Here is a 20,032-nt window from a genome sequence, read left to right as displayed (position 1 = left end):
GTTCCCGACCAGCGCGAAAGCCTCGCCCGACACGCCCCCGACGGCCCTTTCGACGCCATCGCGAGCCCACAGCGTATGCGCAACGCACACGCGGCCAAACCATGCAAATCTGATATTCAAATCGGGATTGATTATTTCCGTTCCGCATGATCCCGGCGGTAATCTGCGCTCCATTCCCGCCCCCGCCGTCCGTTGCCGGCCGCGTGGGGCCGTCCTTGCATCGGAGACCCAGATGAGCGTCGAATTCATCGGCATGATCCAGAGCCAGAAGCAGTCGGAAATCCATCCACCTGCCGGCCCCGTCGTCGACCCCGGCTACGTGCGCGACTTCGCCCGCGCACATGAAACGGCCGGCTTCGACCGGATCCTCGTCCCGCACCATTCGACCGGCCCGTCCGCGACGCTGACGATCGCGTTCGCCGCCGCCGCGACCGAGCGCATTCACTTCATGCTCGCGCATCGGCCGGGTTTCACCGCGCCGACGCTCGCCGCGCGGCAGATCGCGACGCTCGATCAGTTCAGCCGCGGCCGGCTCGCCGTGCACTTCATCTCCGGCGGCTCGGACAGCGAGCAGCAACGCGACGGCGACTTCCTCGACCACGACGCACGCTACGCACGCACCGACGAATATCTCGGCATCCTGCGCCGCATCTGGACCGAAACGCAGCCGTTCGATCACGACGGCGCGCACTACCGCTTCACGCAGGGCTTTTCGGAAGTGAAGCCGTTCCAGCAGCCGCACGTGCCGATCTACTTCGGCGGCGCCTCGGAAGCGGCGCTGCAAGTCGCCGGCAAGCACGCGGACGTCTATGCGCTGTGGGGCGAATCGCTCGACCAGGTGCGCGACCTGACGACCCGCGTGCGCGCCGAAGCCGCGAAGCACGGCCGGCAGGTGCGCTTCTCCGTGTCGTTCCGGCCGATCCTCGCGGCGACCGAGGACGAAGCATGGGCGCGCGCGCACCGGATCCTCGACGAAACGCGCCGGCTGCGCGAAGCGGCCGGCCTCGGCAGCGGCGGCCCGCAGCAGAGCGAAGGCGCGCGACGCCTGCTCGCCGCGGCCGAACGCGGCTCGCGCGTCGACAAGCGGCTGTGGACCGAGATCGCGAAGCTCACCGGCGCACGCTCGAATTCGACCGCGCTGGTCGGCACGCCCGAACAGGTCGCCGACGCGCTGCTCGACTACTACGACCTCGGCGTGACGACGTTCCTGATCCGCGGCTTCGATCCGCTCGAAGATGCGATCGACTACGGTCGCGAACTGATTCCGCGCGTGCGCAGCGCCGTCGCCGCACGCGACGCGGCGCGCCGCGCGGCCTGACGCAAAGGGAGACGCCGACCATGTCCGCCGTCCTGGCTTCGTCATCGCCCGTGCGCACCGCGTCGGGCCTCGTCCTCGCCGACACGCCGCGCCAGCATTTCTGGTTCGATCCGCCCGCGCCGCGCGTCGACGTCGCCGCCGAGCGCCGCCACCGGCAGGAGCGGCTCGCGGCCGCGTTCCGCCTGTTCGCGCGCTTCGGGTTCGCGTCGGGCCTCGCCGGCCACATCACCGCGCGCGACCCCGAACTGCCCGACCACTTCTGGGTGAATCCGCTCGGCGTGCATTTCTCGCGGATCAAGGTATCGGACCTGCTGCTCGTCAACGCACGCGGCGAAACCGCGATCGGCAACCGGCCGCTGAACAAGGCCGCGTTCGCGATCCACGCGGCGATTCATGACGCGCATCCGCACATCGTCGCCGCCGCGCACACGCATTCGACCTACGGCAAGGCGTGGTCGACGCTCGGCCGCCCGCTCGATCCGCTGACACAGGACGCGTGCGTGTTCTACGAGGATCACGCGCTGTTCGACGACTTCACGGGCATGGTCGTCGACACGAGCGAAGGCGCGCGGATCGCGGACGCGCTCGCGAAGCCCGACGGCACCACGCACAAGGGCGTGATCCTGAAGAACCACGGCATCCTGACGGCCGGCCCGACGGTCGAGGCCGCCGCGTGGTGGTACATCGCGCTCGACAACGCCGCGCACACGCAGTTGCTGGCCGAAGCGGCCGGCACGCCACAACCGATCGATCACGCGACCGCGCGACACACGCACGGCCAGATCGGCGGCCCCGACGGCGCATTGCACGCGTTCGACAGCCTGTTCGCACGCGTCGTCGCCGACGAACCCGACCTGCTCGACTGAGCGCCCTGCCGCACGACCGGAACCGGAGACCACACGATGACCGAACCCACCGCACCCGCGCCGACCGGCGCCCATGACGACAAGCGCCGCCGGCTGCTGCGCGCGGCCGGCGCCGCCGCGCTCGCCGCGCCGGCGATCACGCTCGGCCGCAAAGCATGGTCCGCGCCGCCGCTGAAGAAGCTCACGTTCGCGTGGAACCAGAACGCGTTCTGCCTGACGCCGATCGTCGTCGCGCAGGAAAACGGCTTCTTCGAGAAGAACGGGCTGAAGGTCGAGCTGATCAACTACAGCGGATCAACCGACCAGTTGCTCGAATCGATCGCGACCGGCAAGGCCGACGCGGCGGTCGGGATGATTCACCGCTGGCTGAAGCCGCTCGAAGCCGGCTTCGACGTGAAGATCATCGGCAGCTCGCACGGCGGCTGCGTGCGGCTGCTCGGCGCGAAAACGGCCGGCGTGACGACGCTGCAGGCGCTGAAGGGCAAGACGGTCGGCGTCAGCGATCTCGCGGCGCCCGGCAAGCACTTCTTCTCGATCCTGCTCGCGAAGAACGGCATCGATCCCGAACGCGACATCACGTGGCGGCAGTATCCGGCCGATCTGCTCGGCGTCGCGGTCGACAAGGGCGAGATCCAGGCGATCGCCGACGGCGACCCGAATCTCTATCTGCTCGAAAAGCGCAGCAACGGCGCGTATACGGAACTTGCGACGAACCTGTCCGGCGAATACGCGCGCAAGGTGTGCTGCGTGATCGGCGCGCGCGGCGACCTCGTGCGCAACGACCGGCCGGCCGCCGCCGCGCTCGCGCGCTCGATCGTGCAGGCAACCGACTACACGCACGACAACCCGAACGAAGCCGCGAAGGCGTTCGCGAAGTATTCGCCGAAGATCAATCCGGAAGATCTGCGCAAGCTGTACGCGACGCTGACCTACACGCACCACCCGACCAACGTCGATCTGCAGCAGGAAATCGCGTTCTACGCGGACGATTTCCGCCGGATCAGCGTGCTGAAGAAGAGCACCGACCCGCAGCGCTTCGCGCAGCAGGTCTATGCGAACGTGCTGGGGTGACGCGATGTCGACGATCGAACACGCGGCCGCCGCGCGCACCGCATCCGCATCCGCAACCGCAACCGGCGGTACCGCCGCCGCGCCTGCCACGTCCCGCGCAGCATGCACGGCCTGCGACGCGACGCTCGCGGCCGAAGCCCGCCGTGCGCGTACCTGGCCGACCGGCGTCGTCGCGGCGCTCGCGTGGGCCGCGCTCGGCGCCGTGACTGACGTGTGGCCGAATCGCGTCGTCGGTTTCACCGACTGGGCGTACACCGACACGTTCGGCATCGCCGCGTGGGGGATCGCCGCGCTGCTGCTGGTCGCCGCGACGCTCGGCCATCGCGTGCCGTCCACGCGCGCGCGGCTTGCCCGCGTGCGCCCGGCCGGCCCGTGGCTCGTCGCACTGCCGCTCGTGCTTGCCGCGTGGGAAATCGTCACGGCCAAAACCGGCTGGCTGCCGACGCCGTTCTTCGCGCCGCCGCAGGCATTGATCGAGGTCTATGTCGACGACTGGCCGCGCCTCGCCGGCAGCGCCGGCAATACGCTGAAGCTGCTTTCGCTCGGGTTCGCGTACGGCGTCGCGGTCGGGTTCGCGGTCGGCGTATCGATCGGCTGGTCGCGCCGCATCGGCTACTGGGTGCATCCGGTGCTGCGCGTGCTCGGCCCCGTGCCGGCCACCGCGCTGCTGCCGCTCACGTTCTACTTTTTCCCGACGAGCTATTCGGCCGCCGCGTTCCTGATCGCGCTGTCGACCGGCTTCCCGGTCGCGGTGCTGACGTGGTCGGGCGTCGCGAGCGTGAACCGGCAGTACTACGACGTCGCGCGCACGCTCGGCGCGAACGCGCGCTTCCTGGTGCTGCGCGTCGCGATTCCCGCCGCGCTGCCGCACGTGTTCGTCGGCATCTTCATGGGGCTGAGCGCATCGTTCACGGTGCTCGTCGTCGCCGAGATGATGGGCGTCAAGTCGGGGCTCGGCTGGTACCTGAGCTGGGCGCAGGGCTGGGCATCGTACGTGAACATGTATGCGGCGCTGATCGTGATGGCGCTGCTGTTTTCCGGGCTGATCGCGCTGCTGTTCGCGGTGCGCGACCGCGTGCTCGCGTGGCAGAAAGGAACCGTCAAATGGTAAGCGCCGCCGTTCTCGAATCGTCCGTCTCCGCGGCGCCCGCCACGCCCGATGCCACGGCGCCACGCGGCGCGCGCATCGACATCCGCCGCGTGAGCCATGCGTTCGACGGCCCCGGCGGCCCGCTGCCGGTGCTCGACGACGTCACGCTGTCGGTCGCGGCCGGCGAATTCGTCGCGCTGCTCGGCCCGAGCGGCTGCGGAAAATCGACGCTGCTGCGGCTCGTCGCGGGCCTCGATGCCGCGCGACAAGGCCGAATCGCGCAGGACGGCGTGCCGATCGAGCGGCCCGATCCGTCGCGCATCGTCGTGTTCCAGGATCCGACGCTCTACCCGTGGCGCCGCGTGCGCGCGAACGTCGCGCTCGGCCTCGAGGCGCGCGGCGTGGCTCGCACCGCGCAACATCGTGTCGACGATGCGCTCGCGCGCGTCGGGCTGCAGGAATTCTCGAACGTGTTTCCGCATCAGTTGTCGGGCGGGATGGCGCAGCGTGTCGCGCTGGCGCGCGCGCTCGTCAACGATCCGCGCCTGCTGATTCTCGACGAGCCGCTCGGCAAGCTCGATTCGCTGACGCGGTTGACGATGCAGGCCGAGTTGACCGCGCTGTGGCAACGCGACGGCTTTTCCGCGCTGCTCGTCACGCACGATGTCGAGGAAGCGCTGTTTCTCGCGCAGCGCATGATCGTGTTCGGCCCGCGTCCCGCGCGGATCGTCGCGGAACTGCGCGTCGACCTGCCCTATCCACGCCATCGCGGCGATCCGCGTCTCGCCGAACTGCGCCACGAAGCGCTGCGGCATCTCGGACTCGATGCGAGCTGGTAGATGCCGAGTGCCGCTGGCAGCATGGCCCGCGCACGGCAAAGGCCGCGCCGATGAATGCACCGCCGTTCGCCGACTGGGCGCTGCTGGTCCTGCAACTGCTGTATCGCGCGCAGATCGCGTTCGCCCGCGCGCTGCATGCGGCGGGCCTGACCGGGGACGCCGACGGACAGGCCGCGTGGCCCTGGGCACACCGGATCGCGCTCGAAACGCTGCGCATCGATGCCGGGCTCACGCGACAGCTTGCGTTCGCTTGCGCGGCAACCGTGTTCGCCGTGGCGCTGGGCGGCATCGCGCTCGTTTCGCGCAAGTGGCGGGCGGCATCGGCGATCGCCGCACTGGCCGTCGCGTGGTTCGCGCCGTGGCCGCCGGCATCGCTGTGGCTCGCACCCGCGGTGCCGACCAGTTTCCAGCGCAATCCGGTGCCGCTTTCCGTCGCGGACGTGACGCGCGGCGCGCACCTGTATGCGCGGCATTGCGCGGCATGTCACGGCGCGGACGGTCGCGGCGAAGGGCCGCTCGCGGCAACGCTCGCGCACTGGCCACCGACCTTCGCGGGCGCGCTGCTCGCCCGCCGGCTCGACGGCGAACTGTACTGGCGCGTGCGACACGGTATGCACGACGCGCGCGGCGCGGCGTCGATGCCGGGCTTTGACGCGACGCTCGGCCCGGCCGACACGTGGGCCGTGCTTGCTTACCTGAAGGCGCTGTCGGCCGGCAGCGGCGCACGCGCGGAAGGTGCGTGGCCGGTGCCCGTTCCGCTGCCCGCGCTCGACGTGCGTTGCGGCAGCGCCGCGCCGCAACCGCTCGAGCGCTGGCGCGAGGGCCAGCGCGTGCGCATCGTTGCGCTCGCGCCGGGCAGCGCGCTGCCGACGGAGGATCCGCGCTGGCAGACGCTGCTCGTCACCGCCGACGACACGCCCGCGCCCACCGCAACCGGCCCGCGCGCGAACTGCGTCGCGTCGACGCCGGGTGCCTGGCAAGCGTTCGCGACGATCGCCGGCGTGCCGCCCGAGACGTTCGGCGGCACGCAATTGCTCGCCGACCGGCGCGGCTGGCTGCGCGCGCGCGCGTTGCCGGGCAGCGCGGGCTGGTCGGCCGACGATTTGTTGTGCCGCTCGGATGCGACCGCACGTCCGTCCGCCGCCCGCGCGAACGTCGATCCGCTGACCGCGCTGCTGCTGCGTGCGGACGCTGAACCCGTGCGCGACGTGCAGGCCGGGCTCCCGCATTGAATCCCTGAACCGTTTCCTCCGATCGACCGAACTTCACAATGAATCCGACCCGACGTCACTTTCTCGCGCAAGCGAGCGCCCTCGCCGCCGCCACCCTCGCCGTCGCGCCGACCGCGTTGCACGCGCAATCGGGCACGCGACCGCTGCTGCGTGCCGGCGACCAGAAAGGCGGGCTGCGCGCGCTGCTCGAAGCGGCCGGCGAACTGAACGGCCTCGCATACGACATCGCGTGGACCGAATTCCCGGCCGCCGCGCCGCTGGCCGAGGCGCTGAACGCGGCGGCCGTCGACTGCGGACCGATCGGCGACGCACCGGTGATCTTCGCGCTCGCATCGGGCGCGCGCATCAAGGTGATCGGCGCGAACCGCTCCGACCCGTACGGCACCGCCGTGCTCGTGCGGCCCGACGCGACGCTGAAGGACGCCGCCGACCTGAAAGGCAAGCGCATCGGCACCACGCGCGGCTCGATCGGCCATTTCGTCACGCTGAAAGCGCTCGACGCCGCAGGCCTGCCGCCCGACGCCGTATCGTTCCGCTTCCTGCCGCCGGCCGACACGATGCTTGCGCTCGCAACCGGTTCGATCGATGCGTGGGCGACGTGGGAACCCTATACCGCGCTCGCCGAAACGAGCGGCCGCGCGCGCGTGCTCGTCAACGGCCGCGGCCTGTGGTCGGGCCTCAGCTACGTCGCGGCGACCGACGCGGCGATCGCATCGAAGCGCGACGTGCTGCGCGACTTCCTGCAACGCGTCGTGCGCGCGCAGGCCTGGTCGTACCGGCACGTCGACGCGTATTCGGCGGCGCTCGCGCGCATCGTCGGCATCCCGCCGGCGGCCGCGAAGCTGCAGTTCGAGCGCCGCAACACGCGTTGGCAGCCGATCGACGCAACGGTGATCGCCGGGCAGCAACGCACGGCCGACTTCTACCTGAAGGCCGGGCTGCTGCGCCAGCCGCTCGACGTGCGCACGACCTTCGACCTCGGCTTTCCGCTGGCGTGACGCGACGCGCGGCGCGGCGTGATGGCCTGCAACCGCCCAAACGGCTTTCGCATGATCTGGCACAATCGCGATTCGACCATCCCGCCTTCAGCCAGCGTCATGCCAGCCATCTCCGAACTCTTCGTCTATCCGATCAAATCCTGCGCCGGCATCGCGCTGTCGCGTGCGCAACTGCTCGAAACGGGCCTCGCGTACGACCGCCACTGGCTGATCACCACCCCGGACGGGATGATGATCACGCAGCGCACGCACCCGCGCCTCGCGCTGATCCGCACCGCGCTCGAGCACGATGCGCTCGTGCTGAACGCGCCGGGCATGCCCGAGATCCGCACGCCGCTCGACGGCGATGCGACGCCCGCCACACCGAAGATGGCCGCGACCGTCTGGCGCGACACCGTCGACGCGATCGACACGGGCGCCGAGACGGCCGCGTGGCTCACCGAATTCCTCGGCGTGCCGTTGAAGCTTGCGCGCTTCGGCGCCGAGTCGCGCCGCGGCTGCAACCGCAAATGGACCGGCGACATCGACACGCACACGCAGTTCGCGGACGGCTATCCGCTGCTCGTGATCGGCCAGTCGTCGCTCGACGACCTGAACGCGAAGCTCGTCGCGAAAGGCGCGCCCGCAATTCCGATGAACCGCTTCCGCCCGAACATCGTCGTGTCGGATCTCGATGCGTACGAAGAAGATTTCGTCGAGCATCTCGACGCCGAAGGCGACACGCCCGTGCGGCTGCGCCTCGTGAAGCTGTGCACGCGCTGCCCGATGCCGACGATCGACCAGGTGACCGGCGCGCCAAACCCGGAATGGCCGCACGAGCCGACCGACACGATGCAAACCTATCGCGCGCATCCGAACTACGACGACGCGCTGACGTTCGGCATCAACGCGATCGTCGTCGAAGGCGCGGGCGCGTGGCTCGAGGTCGGGCAGTCGCTCGAAGCGGAGATCGGGTTCGGCGACTGAGCGGATCGGTCGAAACGGCGCGACGGCGTATCGCTTTCGCCGTCGCCATTCACCGCGATTGCGTCGAGCGCGGCCCGCCTTCTACTGCGCCGCCGGAACCGTCGGCAGCATCACCGTCACGACCAGCCCGCCGCCCGCCGCATCGGTCAGCGTCACGCTGCCTTGATGCACGCGCGCGATCTCCCGCACGATCGACAGCCCGAGCCCCGTGCCTTCGACCGTCTGCGTCTTGCTGCCGCGATGGAAGCGCTCGAACACCGCGTCCCGCTCGGCTGCCGGAATGCCCGGCCCGTTGTCGATCACGTCGAGCCGCGCATGTTCGCCGTCGCGCGACACGCGCACCGTGATCACCGCACGGTCGCCCGAATAACGGATCGCGTTGTCGATCAGGTTGCCGATCATTTCGCCGAGCAGATCCGGCTGACCGTGCACGTCGACGTCGGCCTCGTGCTCGAAGCCGAGATCGATGTCGCGCGCCCGCGCCACCGGCGACCAGTCGAGCGTCACGCTGCGCGCCAGCCGATGCAACGCGACCGGCTGGTGCGCGACCGCATGGCCGCTGTCCGAATCGAGCCGCGACAGCGACAGCAGCTGCTGGACGATCTTCGCGGCCTGCCGTACCGCACCGTTCACGCGCCGCAAATGCACGTTCACGCGCGGTTGCTCGTCCGGCCGCAAGGCCAGTTCGACGCCGGCCTGCACGGCGGCGAGCGGCGTCTTCAGCTGATGGGCCGCGTCCGCGAAGAAGCGCCGCCGCGCGACCTGCATCCGCTGCGTGCGGCCGATGTACTGGTTGATCGACTCGACCAGCGGCGCGAGTTCGCTCGGCATGCCGCCGGTGTCGAGCGGCGTCGGATCGCCGTCGGTACGCGCGGCGACCTTCGCGGACAGCCGGTTCAGCGGCCGCAGCCCGCGCCCGACGCCGAGCCACACGATCCCGAGTGCGAGCACGACGAGCAAGCCTTCCTGCAGCAGCGAGCCCATCAGGATTTCGCGCGCGAGCGCCTGGCGCCCCTCGATCGTTTCGCCGACCATCACCCATACGATGCGCGTCTGCGCGGTCGGCACGTCGTGCACCGGCACGCGCAACGCGGCCATGCGCAACTGCTCGCCGCGATAGACGACGTTGTAGTAGCGCGTGACGAACAGCGCGCCGTCGCCCGACGGCAGCGGCAGGTCCGGATAGCCGGTGATCGTGTGACCGTTGTCCTCGCGGATCAGGTAGTAGATCTTGCCGCCGTCGCCCGACTCGAACATCTCGAGCGCGAGATACGGCAGGTCGACCTCGATCTCACCGTTGTTGAGCCGCACGCCTTCGCGGATCGACTTCAGCGACGACGACAGCGTGCGATCGAACGCGACGTGCGCGGCGCTCATCGCGCGCTGGTACGTGAGCCACGAGTCGAGCGCGAGCAGCCCGAGCAGCGGCAGCAGCAGCCACAGCGCGACTTGCGTGCGCAGGTTCGGACGGCGAATCATCATGTCTGCCACCGGGCCGGTCCAAGCGCGGCATGCGCCCCCTCGGCGGGCAGCGGACGTGTCGATCCGGAATAGCGCTTCAGCGCATACGCCGGTCCCGTGCAAGGCTGGCGAGCGTGGGGTTGGTTCATCCGGCGGCCTTCGCTTCGAGCAGATAGCCGAGCCCCCGCAGCGTGACGATCGCGACGCCGGTGTTTTCCAGCTTCTTGCGCAGCCGGTACACGTAGATCTCGATCGCGTCCGCGTTGACCGATTCGTCGAGCCCGAAGATCTTCTCCGACAGCGTCTCCTTGTTGATCGCGCGCCCGTTGCGCAGAATCAGCACCTCCAGCACCGAGCGCTCGCGCGGCGTAAGCGGCAACGCTTCGCCGGCGAGGTGGAAGCTGCGATCGATACTGTCATACGAAAGCGGCCCGCATTCGACCCGCGAATGCTCGTGACCGAGGCTGCGCCGGATCAGCGCGCGGGCGCGCGCCTCCAGCTCGGTCAGTTCGAACGGCTTCGCCAGATAGTCGTCGGCGCCGAGATCGAGCCCCTTCACGCGGTCCTCGACCGAGCCGTGCGCGGTCAGGATCAGCACCGGCACCGGATTGCGGCGCGCGCGCAACCGTCGCAGCACCTCGAGCCCGTCGAGCTTCGGCAGCCCGAGATCGAGGATCACCAGCGCGTAGTCCTGGGTGCGCAGCACGTGATCCGCCGCCTCCCCGTCCGCCATGTGATCGACCGCGAAACGCGCGGCGCTCAGCGCGTCGTTCAGCGACTGCGCCAGGTTCGGGTTGTCTTCGACGAGCAGCACACGCATGGGGACCTCGGGAAATCCATGACACAAAGGACGCTATTGTGAACCGAAATGAAAGCAGGCTGAAAGTGCCTCGCAATTAACATCCGCGTCACTCGAACAACACACACGCTTCACTGGAGGAAGACATGCCGTTTGCACCGAAGCAGCTCGCCGCCGCGCTGGCGATCGTCCTGGGCACCACCGCCGGCGCCGCCGTCGCGCAGGTTCCGGCCGGATATCCGGGTAACTACCAAGGCGTCGTCGACGCCGCGAAGAAGGAAGGCAAGCTGATCGTCTACTCGACGACCGACACGGGCCTCGTGCGCCCGCTGATCAAGGACTTCGAAAGCCTGTACGGCGTGAAGGTCGAGTACAACGACATGAACAGCACCGAGCTCTACAACCGCTACATCAGCGAGAACGCGGCGAGCAGCACGAGCGCCGACGTGCTGTGGAGCTCGGCGATGGACCTGCAGGTCAAGCTCGTCAACGACGGCCTGATGGCGTCGTACGATTCGCCCGAAAGCGCGAACGTGCCGCAATGGGCGCAATACCAGAAGCAGGCGTACGGCACGACGTTCGAGCCGCTCGCGATCGTCTACAACAAGCGCCTGATCCCCGAGAACGAGGTGCCGAAGACGCGCGCCGACCTGATCAAGCTGCTCACGTCGCAACCCGACAAATTCAAAGGCAAGCTGACGACGTACGACGTCGAGAAATCCGGCGTCGGCTTCAACGCGCTGACGCAGGACGCGCACCTGAACGAGAAGGTCACGTGGGAGCTCGTGAAGGCGATCGGCGCGACCGGTCCGAAGCTGCAGTCGAGCACCGGCGCGATGATGGAGCGCATCTCGTCGGGCGAGAACCTGATCGGCTACAACATCATCGGCTCGTATGCGTACGCGAAGGCGAAGAAGGACAAGTCGATCGGCTACGTATTCCCGAAGGACTACACACAAGTCGTGAGCCGCCTGGCCACGATCTCGAAGAAGGCGAAGAACCCGAACGCCGCAAAGCTGTGGGTCGACTACCTGCTGTCGAAGCGCGGCCAGACGCTGATCGCGAACCAGGCGAACCTGTACGCGATTCGCACGGACGTGACCGGCGAAACGTCGGTCGCGAGCCTCACGAAGGAACTCGGCGATTCGCTGAAGCCGATCCCGATCGGCACCGGCCTGCTCGTCTATCTGGACCAGTCGAAGCGGCTCGCATTCCTCAAGCAATGGCAGCAGGCGATCAAGAGCTGATCCGCTGATCGGCTTCGGCCGACCGACGGCCGCCCGCCGCACGCCGCGCGGGCGGCCCCCTTCCCCTTACCGACTTCCTAGAGGCGGCCATCCGGATGGCCGCAGGGGCGAACTCATGCTTTCAACCAGCACACGCGGAGCGGCGCCGGCCGTTCCGCCCACCACCGGCCCGGGCGGCGCGATTCCCGCGCTGCAGGCCAGCAACCTGCAGCCGCTCGCCGGCATGCTGCGCTGGATCGTCGTCGCGGTGCTCACCGTCGCGGTCGCGCTGCCGCTCGGCTTCATCCTGTTCCAGAGCCTGCTGTCCGCGCCGTTCTTCGATGCGAACAAGACGCTCGGCATCGAAGGCTTCCGCTTCATCTTCACCGACCCGGACTTCTGGTCGGCCGTGAAGAACTCGTTCATCATCGCCGGCGGGATGCTGTTCATCTCGATCCCGCTCGGCGGCATTCTCGCGTTCCTGATGGTGCGCACCGACCTGCCCGGCCGCCGCTGGCTCGAACCGCTCCTGCTCACGCCCGTGTTCGTGTCGCCGATGGTGCTCGCGTTCGGCTACGTGGTCGCGGCCGGCCCGGTCGGCTTCTACTCGGTGTGGTTCAAGGAACTGTTCGGGGTGCAGAACGTGCCCTGGAATGTCTACTCGATCTTCGCGATCACGGTGATCGTCGGCCTCACGCACGTGCCACACGTGTACCTGTACTCGTCGGCCGCGCTGCGCAATCTCGGTTCGGACGTCGAGGAAGCCGCGCGCGTGACGGGCGCCCGCCCGTTCCGCGTCGCGCTCGACGTGAGCCTGCCGATGACCATGCCCGCACTGCTGTTCGCCGGCGTGCTCGTGTTCTTCCTCGGCTTCGAGGTGTTCGGTCTGCCGCTCGTGCTCGGCGATCCGGAAGGCCACCTCGTGCTCGCGACCTACCTGTACAAGCTGACCAACAAGCTCGGCGTGCCGTCGTATCACCTAATGGCCGCGGTCGCCGTGTGCATCGTCGCGATCACGTTCCCGCTCGTGCTGCTGCAGCGCCGTTTGCTGAAGACCGCGAACCGCTTTGTCACCGTGAAGGGCAAGGCCGGCCGCGCGACGGTGCTGCCGCTCGGCGTATGGCGCTGGGTCGCGCTCGCGATCGTCGCGCTATGGCTGATGCTGACGGTGATCGTGCCGATTTCCGGCATCGTGCTGCGCGCATTCGTGACCAACTGGGGCGAAGGCGTCGCGCTCGCCGAAGTGCTGACGCTGTCGAACTTCATCGAGCTGTTCGAGCAGGACAACCTCGTGCGCGCGATCGTCAACACGCTCGGCATCGGCGTGATCGGCGGCGCGCTCGCGATCGGCTTCTACTCGCTCGTCGCGTTCGCCGGCCACCGCCGGCACGACTGGGCGACGAAACTGCTCGATTACCTCGTGCTGCTGCCGCGCGCGGTGCCCGGCCTGCTCGCCGGTCTCGCGTTTCTGTGGATCTTCCTGTTCGTCCCGGGTCTGCGCGAGCTGAAGAACTCGATGTGGAGCATCTGGATCGCGTACACGGTCGTGTGGCTCGCATACGGGATGCGGCTGATTCAAAGCGCGCTGCTGCAGGTCGGCCCCGAACTCGAGGAAGCCGGCCGCAGCGTCGGCGCGACGCGCAGCCGCGTGTCGCTCGACGTGACGCTGCCGCTCGTGCGTTTCGGCCTGCTCGCCGCGTGGCTCCTGATCTTCATGATCTTCGAGCGCGAATACTCGACCGCCGTCTACCTGCTGTCGCCCGGCACCGAAGTGATCGGCGCGCTGCTCGTGTCGCTGTGGGCGACCGGCGCCGTCGACCAAGTGGCCGCGCTCTCTGTCATCAACATCGCGATGGTCGGCGCCGGTCTCGGCGTGGCCCTGCGCTTCGGAGTGAAACTTCATGGATAAGCTCATCGTCGACGACCTGCATCTCAGCTACGGCGCCAACCCGATCCTCAAGGGCGTGTCGTTCGAACTGAAGGCCGGTGAAGTCGTGTGCCTGCTCGGCGCATCGGGCAGCGGCAAGACCACGCTGCTGCGCGCGGTGGCCGGCCTCGAACAGCCGTCCGACGGGCGCATCCAGCTCGACGACCGCGTGTTCTTCGACGGCGCGCGGCACGTCGACCTGCCGGTCGAACAGCGTTCGCTCGGCCTCGTGTTCCAGTCGTACGCGCTGTGGCCGCACCGCACCGTGGCCGACAACGTCGGCTACGGGCTCAAGCTGCGCCGCGTCGCGCCGGCCGAACAGAAGCGCCGCGTGCAGATCGCGCTCGATCAGCTCGGCCTCGGCCATCTCGCCGAACGGTTTCCGCATCAGTTGTCGGGCGGCCAGCAGCAGCGTGTTGCGATCGCACGCGCGCTCGTCTACAACCCGCCCGTGATCCTGCTCGACGAGCCGCTGTCGAACCTCGACGCGAAGCTGCGCGAGGAAGCGCGTGCGTGGCTGCGCGAGCTGATCGTGTCGCTCGGGCTGTCGGCGCTCTGCGTGACGCACGACCAGACCGAAGCGATGGCGATGTCCGACCGCATCCTGCTGCTGCGCAACGGCCGCATCGAACAGGAAGGCACGCCGGCCGAGCTGTACGGCGCGCCGCGCTCGCTGTACACGGCCGAGTTCATGGGCAGCAACAACCGCATCGACGCACGCGTCGCGGCCGTCGACGGCGAACGCGTGACGCTCGCCGGCGACGGCTGGGAACTGCAGGCGCTGGCCCGCGACACGTTCGCACCGGGCCAGGACGCACAGGCCGTGATCCGTCTCGAACGCGTGCAGGTCGCCGACGGCCCGGGGGCGAACCGGCTGCAGGCCGATCTCGTCACGTCGATGTATCTCGGCGATCGCTGGGAATACCTGTTCCATTGCGGCGAGATGCGCCTGCGCGCGTTCGGCCACGTGCCGCGCGCGGCCGGCAAGCACTGGATCGAATTCCCGACCAACGACTGCTGGGCGTTCGCGAAAGCAGGCTGATCCGGGCGCGGCGTGCTCTGTGCGCCGCGCACGTCGAGCAAGGCAATGACAGACCGTCCGGCGAACGCTTTCCGGCGTTGGCCTCGGCCGCTTCACACCCGTTTCACCCAACCCACAATAAATCAGGAGACACCGTCAATGAAATTTCGTGCAGCAGTCCTCACCAGCTCGGCCGCCGCGGCCTGCATCGCCGCCCCCGTCGTGCACGCGCAGTCGTCGGTCACGATGTATGGGATCATGGATGCCGGCATCGAATACACGAACCATGCGGCGCCGGAGGGCGGCAGTTCCGTCAAGCTGAAGTCGGGCAACAAGAATACGTCGCGCTGGGGCCTGCGCGGCGTCGAGGATCTCGGCGGCGGGCTGAAGGCCGTGTTCCGCCTCGAAAGCGGAATCGACCTCGCGAACGGTGCGTTCGACGACGGCCCCGACTCGATCTTCGCGCGTCGCGCGACGGTCGGCCTGAAAGGCAAATGGGGCGAGCTGACGCTCGGCCGCAACTACACCGTCACGTACGACTACATGCTGCCGTTCGATCCGATGGGTTACGCGCAGAACTACTCGTGGGCGACATCGTCGATGGCGACGAGCGGCCGCAAGGACGGCATGTTCACGCGCTCGTCGAACGCGGTGCGCTACGACGGTGAGTTCAGCGGCGTGAAGTTCGGCGCGATGTACGGCTTCGGCAACGTGCCGGGCAGCGTGAAGACCAGCTCGAAATACGACTTCGCGCTCGGCTACGAGACCGGCCCGTTCGCGGCGGTGCTCACGTTCGACCGACAGAACGGCGCGGCCGACAGCGTCACGCCGGCCGATACCGTCAATTACATCCAGGGCATTCACGCGGGCTTGAGCTACGACTTCGGCGACCTGAAGACGATGGTCGGCTATCGCAACTACAAGCGCACGTTTCGCACTGCGGCGGCGAACCAGTTGAGCGACACGTACTGGGTCGGCGGATCGTACCAGTTCACGCCGACGTTCTCGCTGATCGCGGCCGTCTATCACCAGAACGTCAAGGGTGGCAGCGATGCCGATCCGACGTTGGTGTCGGTGCGCGCGAATTACGCGCTGTCGAAGCGCACGGTGCTCTACGCGGCCGGTGCGTTCGCGATCGCGAAGCATGACCAGAAGGTCGGCGTATCGCGCGATTTCGCCGGGTATGGCACCACGCAGGTCGGCGTGACGGCGGGGATTCAGCAGCGGTTCTGATCCGGTGCCCGGGCAGGCGGGCGGCGGTCGGCCGCCCACCTGCCGCGCAATGCCATGAGCAATGACCACGGGCAGCCGGCCGTTGCCGCGGGTGGCCCCGCGCCGTTCCAGGCATCGATCCGATCGCCGCTCAGTCGCTGCGCATCGTGAACACCGGCCGCACCGAGCTGTCCGCATCGCCCCAGTGTTCGGCGACCGCCGAAAGCGGCACGATACGCGTCTCGATCGCGAGACCCGCCGCTCGCGTCGCGCCGAACACACCGCGCACCGACGCCAGCAAACGCGGCAGCGACACGCTGCCGAGCCCGCTACCCATCAGTTCGATCGCGGTGGCGCGCAGTACGGCACCGGGCAACGCCACGTTCGCGCCGCCGATCGAGCCGATCTGCACGAAGCGCAGCCGGCGGCCGTCGGGCGTCGCCTTCGCGGCGGCAATCAGCAGCGCCTGCGCACTGGTGCCCCACAGATAATCGAGGACGACGTCCACGCCCGCCCGGAAATGCGGTTCGAGCGTCCGCGCCAGATGCGCATCATCCTGCTGCAGCGACACGATGGCGTCCGCGCCGGCATTCAGCAACGCGTCCAGCGCGGCCGCGTTGCGGCCCGTGGCGATCACCTTCGCCGCGCCGAGATGCTTCGCAATCCGTACGGCCAGCCGCCCGGACGTTCCCGTCGCGCCGCTGACGAGCACCGTCTCGCCCGCCACGAGCCGCGCGCGTTCGGTCAGCGCCGCCCACGAGGACATGCCCGGAATCGCGATCGCCGCGGCCGTGACGTCGTCGAGGTCGTCCGGCAATGGCACGCACAGCGCGTCGGGCACGATCGTGCACTCCGCCATTGCACCGAACGGCGCCGGCGCGCCGAAGAAGTACACACGCCGACCGTCATCGCCGTACCCGACACCATCCACGCCGGCGACGAACGGATAGCCCGTGCCGGCCGAATAATGCGTGCCTGCCGCGCGTCCCTGAGCGAGTCGGCTCAGCGCGGATGCGCTCACCTGGATCAGCCGATGGCCGGCCATTGCTCGCGGCGCGTCGAACGTCATGTAAGCGGGACGCTCGCCGAAGCCCGTCACGACTGCGGCCTTCATGTCGATTTCCTCGCATGGGCGGCTGCCGTCGCAGGCCGTGCGTCGATCCATGCGCGCAGCGCCGGGTCGCGCACCTCGAGCAGTTCGAACAAACCGATCGCGCGTAACGCGGGCAACGCGTCGACGAGATCGGCTTCGGCCGTTGCGCGCTCGGCGGGTGATGCGCCCGGGTCGGTCAGCACGCGCGCATTGACGAGGAACGCGCCCACGGTGCCCTTGCGGATCGTCGTTGCGCCGGCCTCGATCCGGTCGGCATGGTCGGGAAGTATCTGTTCGGCTCGCATGGCCTCTCACTCCGGTTGACGTCGATGCACGCAGTGTAGGCGTGCGATTTCGGCCAATCTCCGGTATAACGGCCAATCGATACCGATATCCGGCCATGTCCGATCCGCTCCTGCCCGCCCGATTCGTCACGTCCGACGACGGCCCGTTCGTCGTCGCCGCCGTCCTGTCCCAACGCGATCCGCGCGTGACGCCATCGCACGCGCATGCGCGCGGCCAGCTCGTGGGCGCGTCGAGCGGCTTGGTGACGATCGGCCTCGACGACCAGGACTGGGTCGTGCCGGCGATCCATGCGATCTGGATTCCGCCGCATTACCGGCATTCGCTGCGCTCGTTCGGGCCGATTTCCGGCTGGTCGGCGTTCGTCGCCGAAGCGCGCTGCGCGGCGCTGCCGCCGACGCCCCGCGCGATTCGCGCATCGCCGCTGCTGCGCGAAGCCGTGCTACGCGCGGCAAGCTGGGGCGATACCGCGTTGACGGCCGCGCAAACGCGAATCGCCGACGTGATTCTCGATGAAATCGCGGCATCGAAGGCCGAAGCGCTGGGGCTGGTGCGGCCGCGGGATCCGCGGCTCGTGAAGATCACGGATGCGCTCGCCGCGGATCTGGCGGACAACCGGCGGCTGGAGGAATGGGCCGAATGGGCCGGTATCGGCGCACGAACTATGAGCCGCCGCTTCGTTGCGGAAACCGGGCTGACGTTCGCGCAGTGGCGTCAGCAGGCCCGGCTGCTGCGGGCGCTCGAGAAAATCGCCGACGGCGTGCCGGTGACGACGATCGCGCTCGATCTCGGATACGACAACGTCAGCGCGTTCATCGACATGTTCCGGCGTGCGCTGGGGACGACGCCGGGAAGATACATGCACGCGGGCCCGCTCGCGGCGGAATAGACGCGGCCATCCTCGCGCACGGCCGCGCATGACGGCAAGCGAGCACTCGCCGGGCCGACGTCCGCTGCGCGCCGCCGCCTGGCTCAATACGTCCCTGCGCCCTCTTTCGCCGCGTCATTCTTCCCGTTGAACCGCGCCGCCAGCCGCTCCGCACTTCTCGCCAGCAGCGTCGTATCGACACCCACCGCGACAAACAGCGCACCGGCTTCGAGATACCGCCGCGCCGCGGCCTCGTCCGCGCTGAGAATGCCCGGTGCCTTCCCGGCCGCCTTGATCGCCCGGATCGCGCCGTCGATCGCCGCCTGCACGTCCGGATGCGCGGGATTGCCAAGATGTCCGAGGTCGGCCGCGAGATCGGCCGGCCCGATGAATACGCCGTCGACGCCGTCGATTCGCGCAATCGCGTCGATCGCATCGAGCCCGGCGCGCGTCTCGACCTGCACGAGCACCGCCATCTCGTCGTTCGCGCGATGCAGGTAGTCGCCGACCCGATTCCACCGCGACGCACGCGCCAATGCACTGCCGACGCCGCGAATGCCGTGCGGCGGATAACGCGTCGCGGCCACCGCCGCGCGCGCCTCGTCTGCGCTCTGCACCATCGGCACGAGCAGGGTCTGCGCGCCGAGATCGAGCACCTGCTTGATGATCACGGGATCGTTCCACGGCACGCGCACGACCGGATGCGACGGATACGGCGCGATCGCCTGCAACTGCGCGAGTATGGTCGGCACCGTGTTCGGCGCATGTTCGCCGTCGATCAGCAGCCAGTCGAAACCGGCACCCGCGACGACTTCGGCGCTGTACGGATTCGCGAGCCCGAGCCACAGTCCGACCTGCGCATCGCCGCGCGCGAGCGCGGCCTTGAAGACATTCGACGGAGTCAGCATCGTTCGCCACCTCACTCGAAATGACACTGGATCGTCCCGAGCGGACCGTAGTCGACGCTGAACGTATCGCCCGAACGTGCCGCGCACGGCCGCGTGAACGAACCGCCGAGCACGATCTGCCCCGGTTCCAGCGCGACTTCGAAGCGCGACAGCCGATTGGCGAGCCACGCGACGCCATTGGCCGGATGGTTCAACACGCCGGCCGCGACGCCCGTTTCCTCGACCACGCCGTTGCGCGACATGATCGCCGCGACCCAGCGCAAGTCGACGTCCTGCGGCCGCACCGGCCGCCCGCCGATCACGACGCCCGCGTTCGCCGCGTTGTCGGCGATCGTGTCGAACACCTTGCGCGGCCGCTTCGTATCGGGGTCGATCGACTGGCTGCGCGCATCGATGATCTCGAGCGCGGGCACCACATAGTCGACCGCGTCATACACGTCGAAGATCGTGCAGCTCGGGCCCGTGAGCCGCTTGCCGAGCACGAACGCGAGTTCGACTTCCACGCGCGGCACGATGAAGCGGCCGGTCGGAATCGTGCCGCCGTCGTCGAAGAACATGTCGTCGAGCAGCGCACCGTAATCGGGTTCGTCGATTTGCGACGTGTTCTGCATCGCCTTCGACGTGAGGCCGATCTTGTGCCCTTTCAGCGTGCGGCCTTCCGCGAGCTTGAGGGTCACCCACGCGCGCTGGATCGCATAGGCGTCGTCGATCGTGATGTCGGGATGGTCGAGCGAGATCTGGCGGATCTGCTTGCGCTCGCGCTCGGCGTCGTGCAGACGCTGCGCGAGCTGGTCGATGATGGCGGGTTCGAGCATGGTCGGATCGGGAATGGTG

19 protein-coding genes are annotated in these 20,032 nt (G+C 68.7%); 13 read left to right on the top strand and 6 right to left on the bottom strand.

Annotated elements, in window-relative coordinates:
* Window positions 1-232 precede the first annotated feature (232 nt).
* The 8 genes from WS49_RS05640 (at window position 233) to WS49_RS05605 (ending at window position 8,380) form a co-directional block, all read left to right on the top strand.
* Window positions 233-1,318: an LLM class flavin-dependent oxidoreductase gene (locus WS49_RS05640; protein WP_059525235.1), complete on the top strand. Its 1,086-nt coding sequence runs from the start codon at window positions 233-235 to the stop codon at window positions 1,316-1,318.
* A gap of 20 nt (window positions 1,319-1,338) precedes the next feature.
* The gene (locus tag WS49_RS05635) at window positions 1,339-2,184 is read left to right on the top strand and encodes a class II aldolase/adducin family protein (RefSeq protein ID WP_059525233.1); all 846 of its coding nucleotides are present in this window, start codon (window positions 1,339-1,341) and stop codon (window positions 2,182-2,184) included.
* A gap of 36 nt (window positions 2,185-2,220) precedes the next feature.
* On the top strand, window positions 2,221-3,255 hold the full coding sequence (locus WS49_RS05630; protein ID WP_059525231.1) for an ABC transporter substrate-binding protein: 1,035 nt from the start codon (window positions 2,221-2,223) through the stop codon (window positions 3,253-3,255).
* Window positions 3,256-3,259: 4 nt separating this feature from the next.
* Window positions 3,260-4,366 carry an ABC transporter permease gene (locus tag WS49_RS05625; protein ID WP_059525700.1) on the top strand — a complete coding sequence of 369 codons (1,107 nt, stop codon included), beginning with the start codon at window positions 3,260-3,262 and terminating at the stop codon, window positions 4,364-4,366.
* Window positions 4,360-5,184, top strand: a complete 825-nt coding sequence (locus WS49_RS05620; RefSeq protein WP_059525229.1) for an ABC transporter ATP-binding protein — start codon at window positions 4,360-4,362, stop codon at window positions 5,182-5,184. Before WS49_RS05625 ends, WS49_RS05620 begins: the two co-directional genes overlap by 7 nt.
* A 50-nt stretch (window positions 5,185-5,234) precedes the next feature.
* Window positions 5,235-6,416, top strand: coding sequence for a c-type cytochrome (locus tag WS49_RS05615; RefSeq protein ID WP_059525227.1), 1,182 nt, complete (start codon window positions 5,235-5,237; stop codon window positions 6,414-6,416).
* A 38-nt stretch (window positions 6,417-6,454) separates the two neighbouring features.
* The gene (locus WS49_RS05610; RefSeq protein WP_059525225.1) at window positions 6,455-7,414 is read left to right on the top strand and encodes an ABC transporter substrate-binding protein; all 960 of its coding nucleotides are present in this window, start codon (window positions 6,455-6,457) and stop codon (window positions 7,412-7,414) included.
* 99 nt (window positions 7,415-7,513) lie between these two features.
* A complete protein-coding gene (locus WS49_RS05605) occupies window positions 7,514-8,380 on the top strand; it encodes an MOSC domain-containing protein (protein ID WP_059525223.1) in 867 nt (288 codons plus the stop codon).
* Between the two features lie 81 nt (window positions 8,381-8,461).
* Here the strand turns inward: WS49_RS05605 and WS49_RS05600 are convergent, their stop codons facing one another.
* Both WS49_RS05600 and WS49_RS05595 read right to left on the bottom strand, forming a co-directional pair.
* Window positions 8,462-9,859 (bottom strand): sensor histidine kinase, encoded by a 1,398-nt coding sequence (locus WS49_RS05600; RefSeq protein ID WP_059525698.1) that lies wholly within the window; start codon window positions 9,857-9,859, stop codon window positions 8,462-8,464.
* A 127-nt stretch (window positions 9,860-9,986) separates the two neighbouring features.
* Window positions 9,987-10,661, bottom strand: coding sequence for a response regulator (locus WS49_RS05595; RefSeq protein WP_059450182.1), 675 nt, complete (start codon window positions 10,659-10,661; stop codon window positions 9,987-9,989).
* A 125-nt stretch (window positions 10,662-10,786) separates the two neighbouring features.
* Here WS49_RS05595 and WS49_RS05590 point away from each other — a divergent pair, with 125 nt between their 5' ends.
* The 4 genes from WS49_RS05590 (at window position 10,787) to WS49_RS05575 (ending at window position 16,047) form a co-directional block, all read left to right on the top strand.
* Window positions 10,787-11,887 (top strand): ABC transporter substrate-binding protein, encoded by a 1,101-nt coding sequence (locus tag WS49_RS05590; RefSeq protein WP_059525221.1) that lies wholly within the window; start codon window positions 10,787-10,789, stop codon window positions 11,885-11,887.
* A 115-nt stretch (window positions 11,888-12,002) separates the two neighbouring features.
* Window positions 12,003-13,775, top strand: coding sequence for an ABC transporter permease (locus WS49_RS05585; RefSeq protein ID WP_059525219.1), 1,773 nt, complete (start codon window positions 12,003-12,005; stop codon window positions 13,773-13,775).
* Complete coding sequence (locus tag WS49_RS05580; RefSeq protein ID WP_059525217.1) at window positions 13,768-14,835, top strand: ABC transporter ATP-binding protein; 1,068 nt, start codon at window positions 13,768-13,770, stop codon at window positions 14,833-14,835. The genes WS49_RS05585 and WS49_RS05580 overlap by 8 nt, the downstream gene beginning before the upstream one ends.
* A 138-nt stretch (window positions 14,836-14,973) precedes the next feature.
* Window positions 14,974-16,047, top strand: coding sequence for a porin (locus WS49_RS05575; RefSeq protein ID WP_059525215.1), 1,074 nt, complete (start codon window positions 14,974-14,976; stop codon window positions 16,045-16,047).
* Window positions 16,048-16,177: 130 nt separating this feature from the next.
* Here WS49_RS05575 and WS49_RS05570 read toward each other — a convergent pair whose 3' ends face one another.
* Window positions 16,178-17,140, bottom strand: coding sequence for a quinone oxidoreductase family protein (locus tag WS49_RS05570; protein ID WP_059525213.1), 963 nt, complete (start codon window positions 17,138-17,140; stop codon window positions 16,178-16,180).
* Window positions 17,137-17,424 (bottom strand): hypothetical protein, encoded by a 288-nt coding sequence (locus tag WS49_RS05565; protein ID WP_059525211.1) that lies wholly within the window; start codon window positions 17,422-17,424, stop codon window positions 17,137-17,139. Before WS49_RS05565 ends, WS49_RS05570 begins: the two co-directional genes overlap by 4 nt.
* Before the next feature lie 95 nt (window positions 17,425-17,519).
* Here WS49_RS05565 and WS49_RS05560 point away from each other — a divergent pair, with 95 nt between their 5' ends.
* A complete protein-coding gene (locus WS49_RS05560; RefSeq protein ID WP_059525209.1) occupies window positions 17,520-18,311 on the top strand; it encodes an AraC family transcriptional regulator in 792 nt (263 codons plus the stop codon).
* Window positions 18,312-18,394: 83 nt separating this feature from the next.
* Here WS49_RS05560 and hpaI read toward each other — a convergent pair whose 3' ends face one another.
* Both hpaI and hpaH read right to left on the bottom strand, forming a co-directional pair.
* Window positions 18,395-19,198 carry a 4-hydroxy-2-oxoheptanedioate aldolase gene (gene hpaI / locus WS49_RS05555; RefSeq protein WP_059525206.1) on the bottom strand — a complete coding sequence of 268 codons (804 nt, stop codon included), beginning with the start codon at window positions 19,196-19,198 and terminating at the stop codon, window positions 18,395-18,397.
* An 11-nt stretch (window positions 19,199-19,209) separates the two neighbouring features.
* The gene (gene hpaH, locus WS49_RS05550; protein WP_059525204.1) at window positions 19,210-20,013 is read right to left on the bottom strand and encodes a 2-oxo-hept-4-ene-1,7-dioate hydratase; all 804 of its coding nucleotides are present in this window, start codon (window positions 20,011-20,013) and stop codon (window positions 19,210-19,212) included.
* Window positions 20,014-20,032 lie beyond the last annotated feature (19 nt).

This window comes from Burkholderia sp. RF7-non_BP4 (assembly GCF_001521935.1).
In the GTDB taxonomy this organism is placed as follows: Bacteria; Pseudomonadota; Gammaproteobacteria; order Burkholderiales; family Burkholderiaceae; genus Burkholderia; species Burkholderia diffusa.
The sequence above is the reverse complement of the archived record's forward strand: the minus strand, read 5'-3'. Positions and strand labels throughout refer to the sequence as shown.

What these genes read in the sequence shown, in the direction of transcription:
- WS49_RS05575 (WP_059525215.1), top strand. Translation starts at nt 14,974, where the DNA reads ATGAAATTTCGTGCAGCAGTCCTCACCAGCTCGGCCGCCGCGGCCTGC.
- WS49_RS05630 (WP_059525231.1), top strand. Translation starts at nt 2,221, where the DNA reads ATGACCGAACCCACCGCACCCGCGCCGACCGGCGCCCATGACGACAAG.
- WS49_RS05600 (WP_059525698.1), bottom strand. Translation starts at nt 9,859, where the DNA reads ATGATTCGCCGTCCGAACCTGCGCACGCAAGTCGCGCTGTGGCTGCTG.
- WS49_RS05560 (WP_059525209.1), top strand. Translation starts at nt 17,520, where the DNA reads ATGTCCGATCCGCTCCTGCCCGCCCGATTCGTCACGTCCGACGACGGC.
- WS49_RS05635 (WP_059525233.1), top strand. Translation starts at nt 1,339, where the DNA reads ATGTCCGCCGTCCTGGCTTCGTCATCGCCCGTGCGCACCGCGTCGGGC.
- WS49_RS05620 (WP_059525229.1), top strand. Translation starts at nt 4,360, where the DNA reads ATGGTAAGCGCCGCCGTTCTCGAATCGTCCGTCTCCGCGGCGCCCGCC.
- WS49_RS05590 (WP_059525221.1), top strand. Translation starts at nt 10,787, where the DNA reads ATGCCGTTTGCACCGAAGCAGCTCGCCGCCGCGCTGGCGATCGTCCTG.
- hpaI (WP_059525206.1), bottom strand. Translation starts at nt 19,198, where the DNA reads ATGCTGACTCCGTCGAATGTCTTCAAGGCCGCGCTCGCGCGCGGCGAT.
- WS49_RS05580 (WP_059525217.1), top strand. Translation starts at nt 13,768, where the DNA reads ATGGATAAGCTCATCGTCGACGACCTGCATCTCAGCTACGGCGCCAAC.
- WS49_RS05570 (WP_059525213.1), bottom strand. Translation starts at nt 17,140, where the DNA reads ATGAAGGCCGCAGTCGTGACGGGCTTCGGCGAGCGTCCCGCTTACATG.
- hpaH (WP_059525204.1), bottom strand. Translation starts at nt 20,013, where the DNA reads ATGCTCGAACCCGCCATCATCGACCAGCTCGCGCAGCGTCTGCACGAC.
- WS49_RS05605 (WP_059525223.1), top strand. Translation starts at nt 7,514, where the DNA reads ATGCCAGCCATCTCCGAACTCTTCGTCTATCCGATCAAATCCTGCGCC.
- WS49_RS05615 (WP_059525227.1), top strand. Translation starts at nt 5,235, where the DNA reads ATGAATGCACCGCCGTTCGCCGACTGGGCGCTGCTGGTCCTGCAACTG.
- WS49_RS05585 (WP_059525219.1), top strand. Translation starts at nt 12,003, where the DNA reads ATGCTTTCAACCAGCACACGCGGAGCGGCGCCGGCCGTTCCGCCCACC.
- WS49_RS05610 (WP_059525225.1), top strand. Translation starts at nt 6,455, where the DNA reads ATGAATCCGACCCGACGTCACTTTCTCGCGCAAGCGAGCGCCCTCGCC.
- WS49_RS05640 (WP_059525235.1), top strand. Translation starts at nt 233, where the DNA reads ATGAGCGTCGAATTCATCGGCATGATCCAGAGCCAGAAGCAGTCGGAA.
- WS49_RS05625 (WP_059525700.1), top strand. Translation starts at nt 3,260, where the DNA reads ATGTCGACGATCGAACACGCGGCCGCCGCGCGCACCGCATCCGCATCC.
- WS49_RS05565 (WP_059525211.1), bottom strand. Translation starts at nt 17,424, where the DNA reads ATGCGAGCCGAACAGATACTTCCCGACCATGCCGACCGGATCGAGGCC.
- WS49_RS05595 (WP_059450182.1), bottom strand. Translation starts at nt 10,661, where the DNA reads ATGCGTGTGCTGCTCGTCGAAGACAACCCGAACCTGGCGCAGTCGCTG.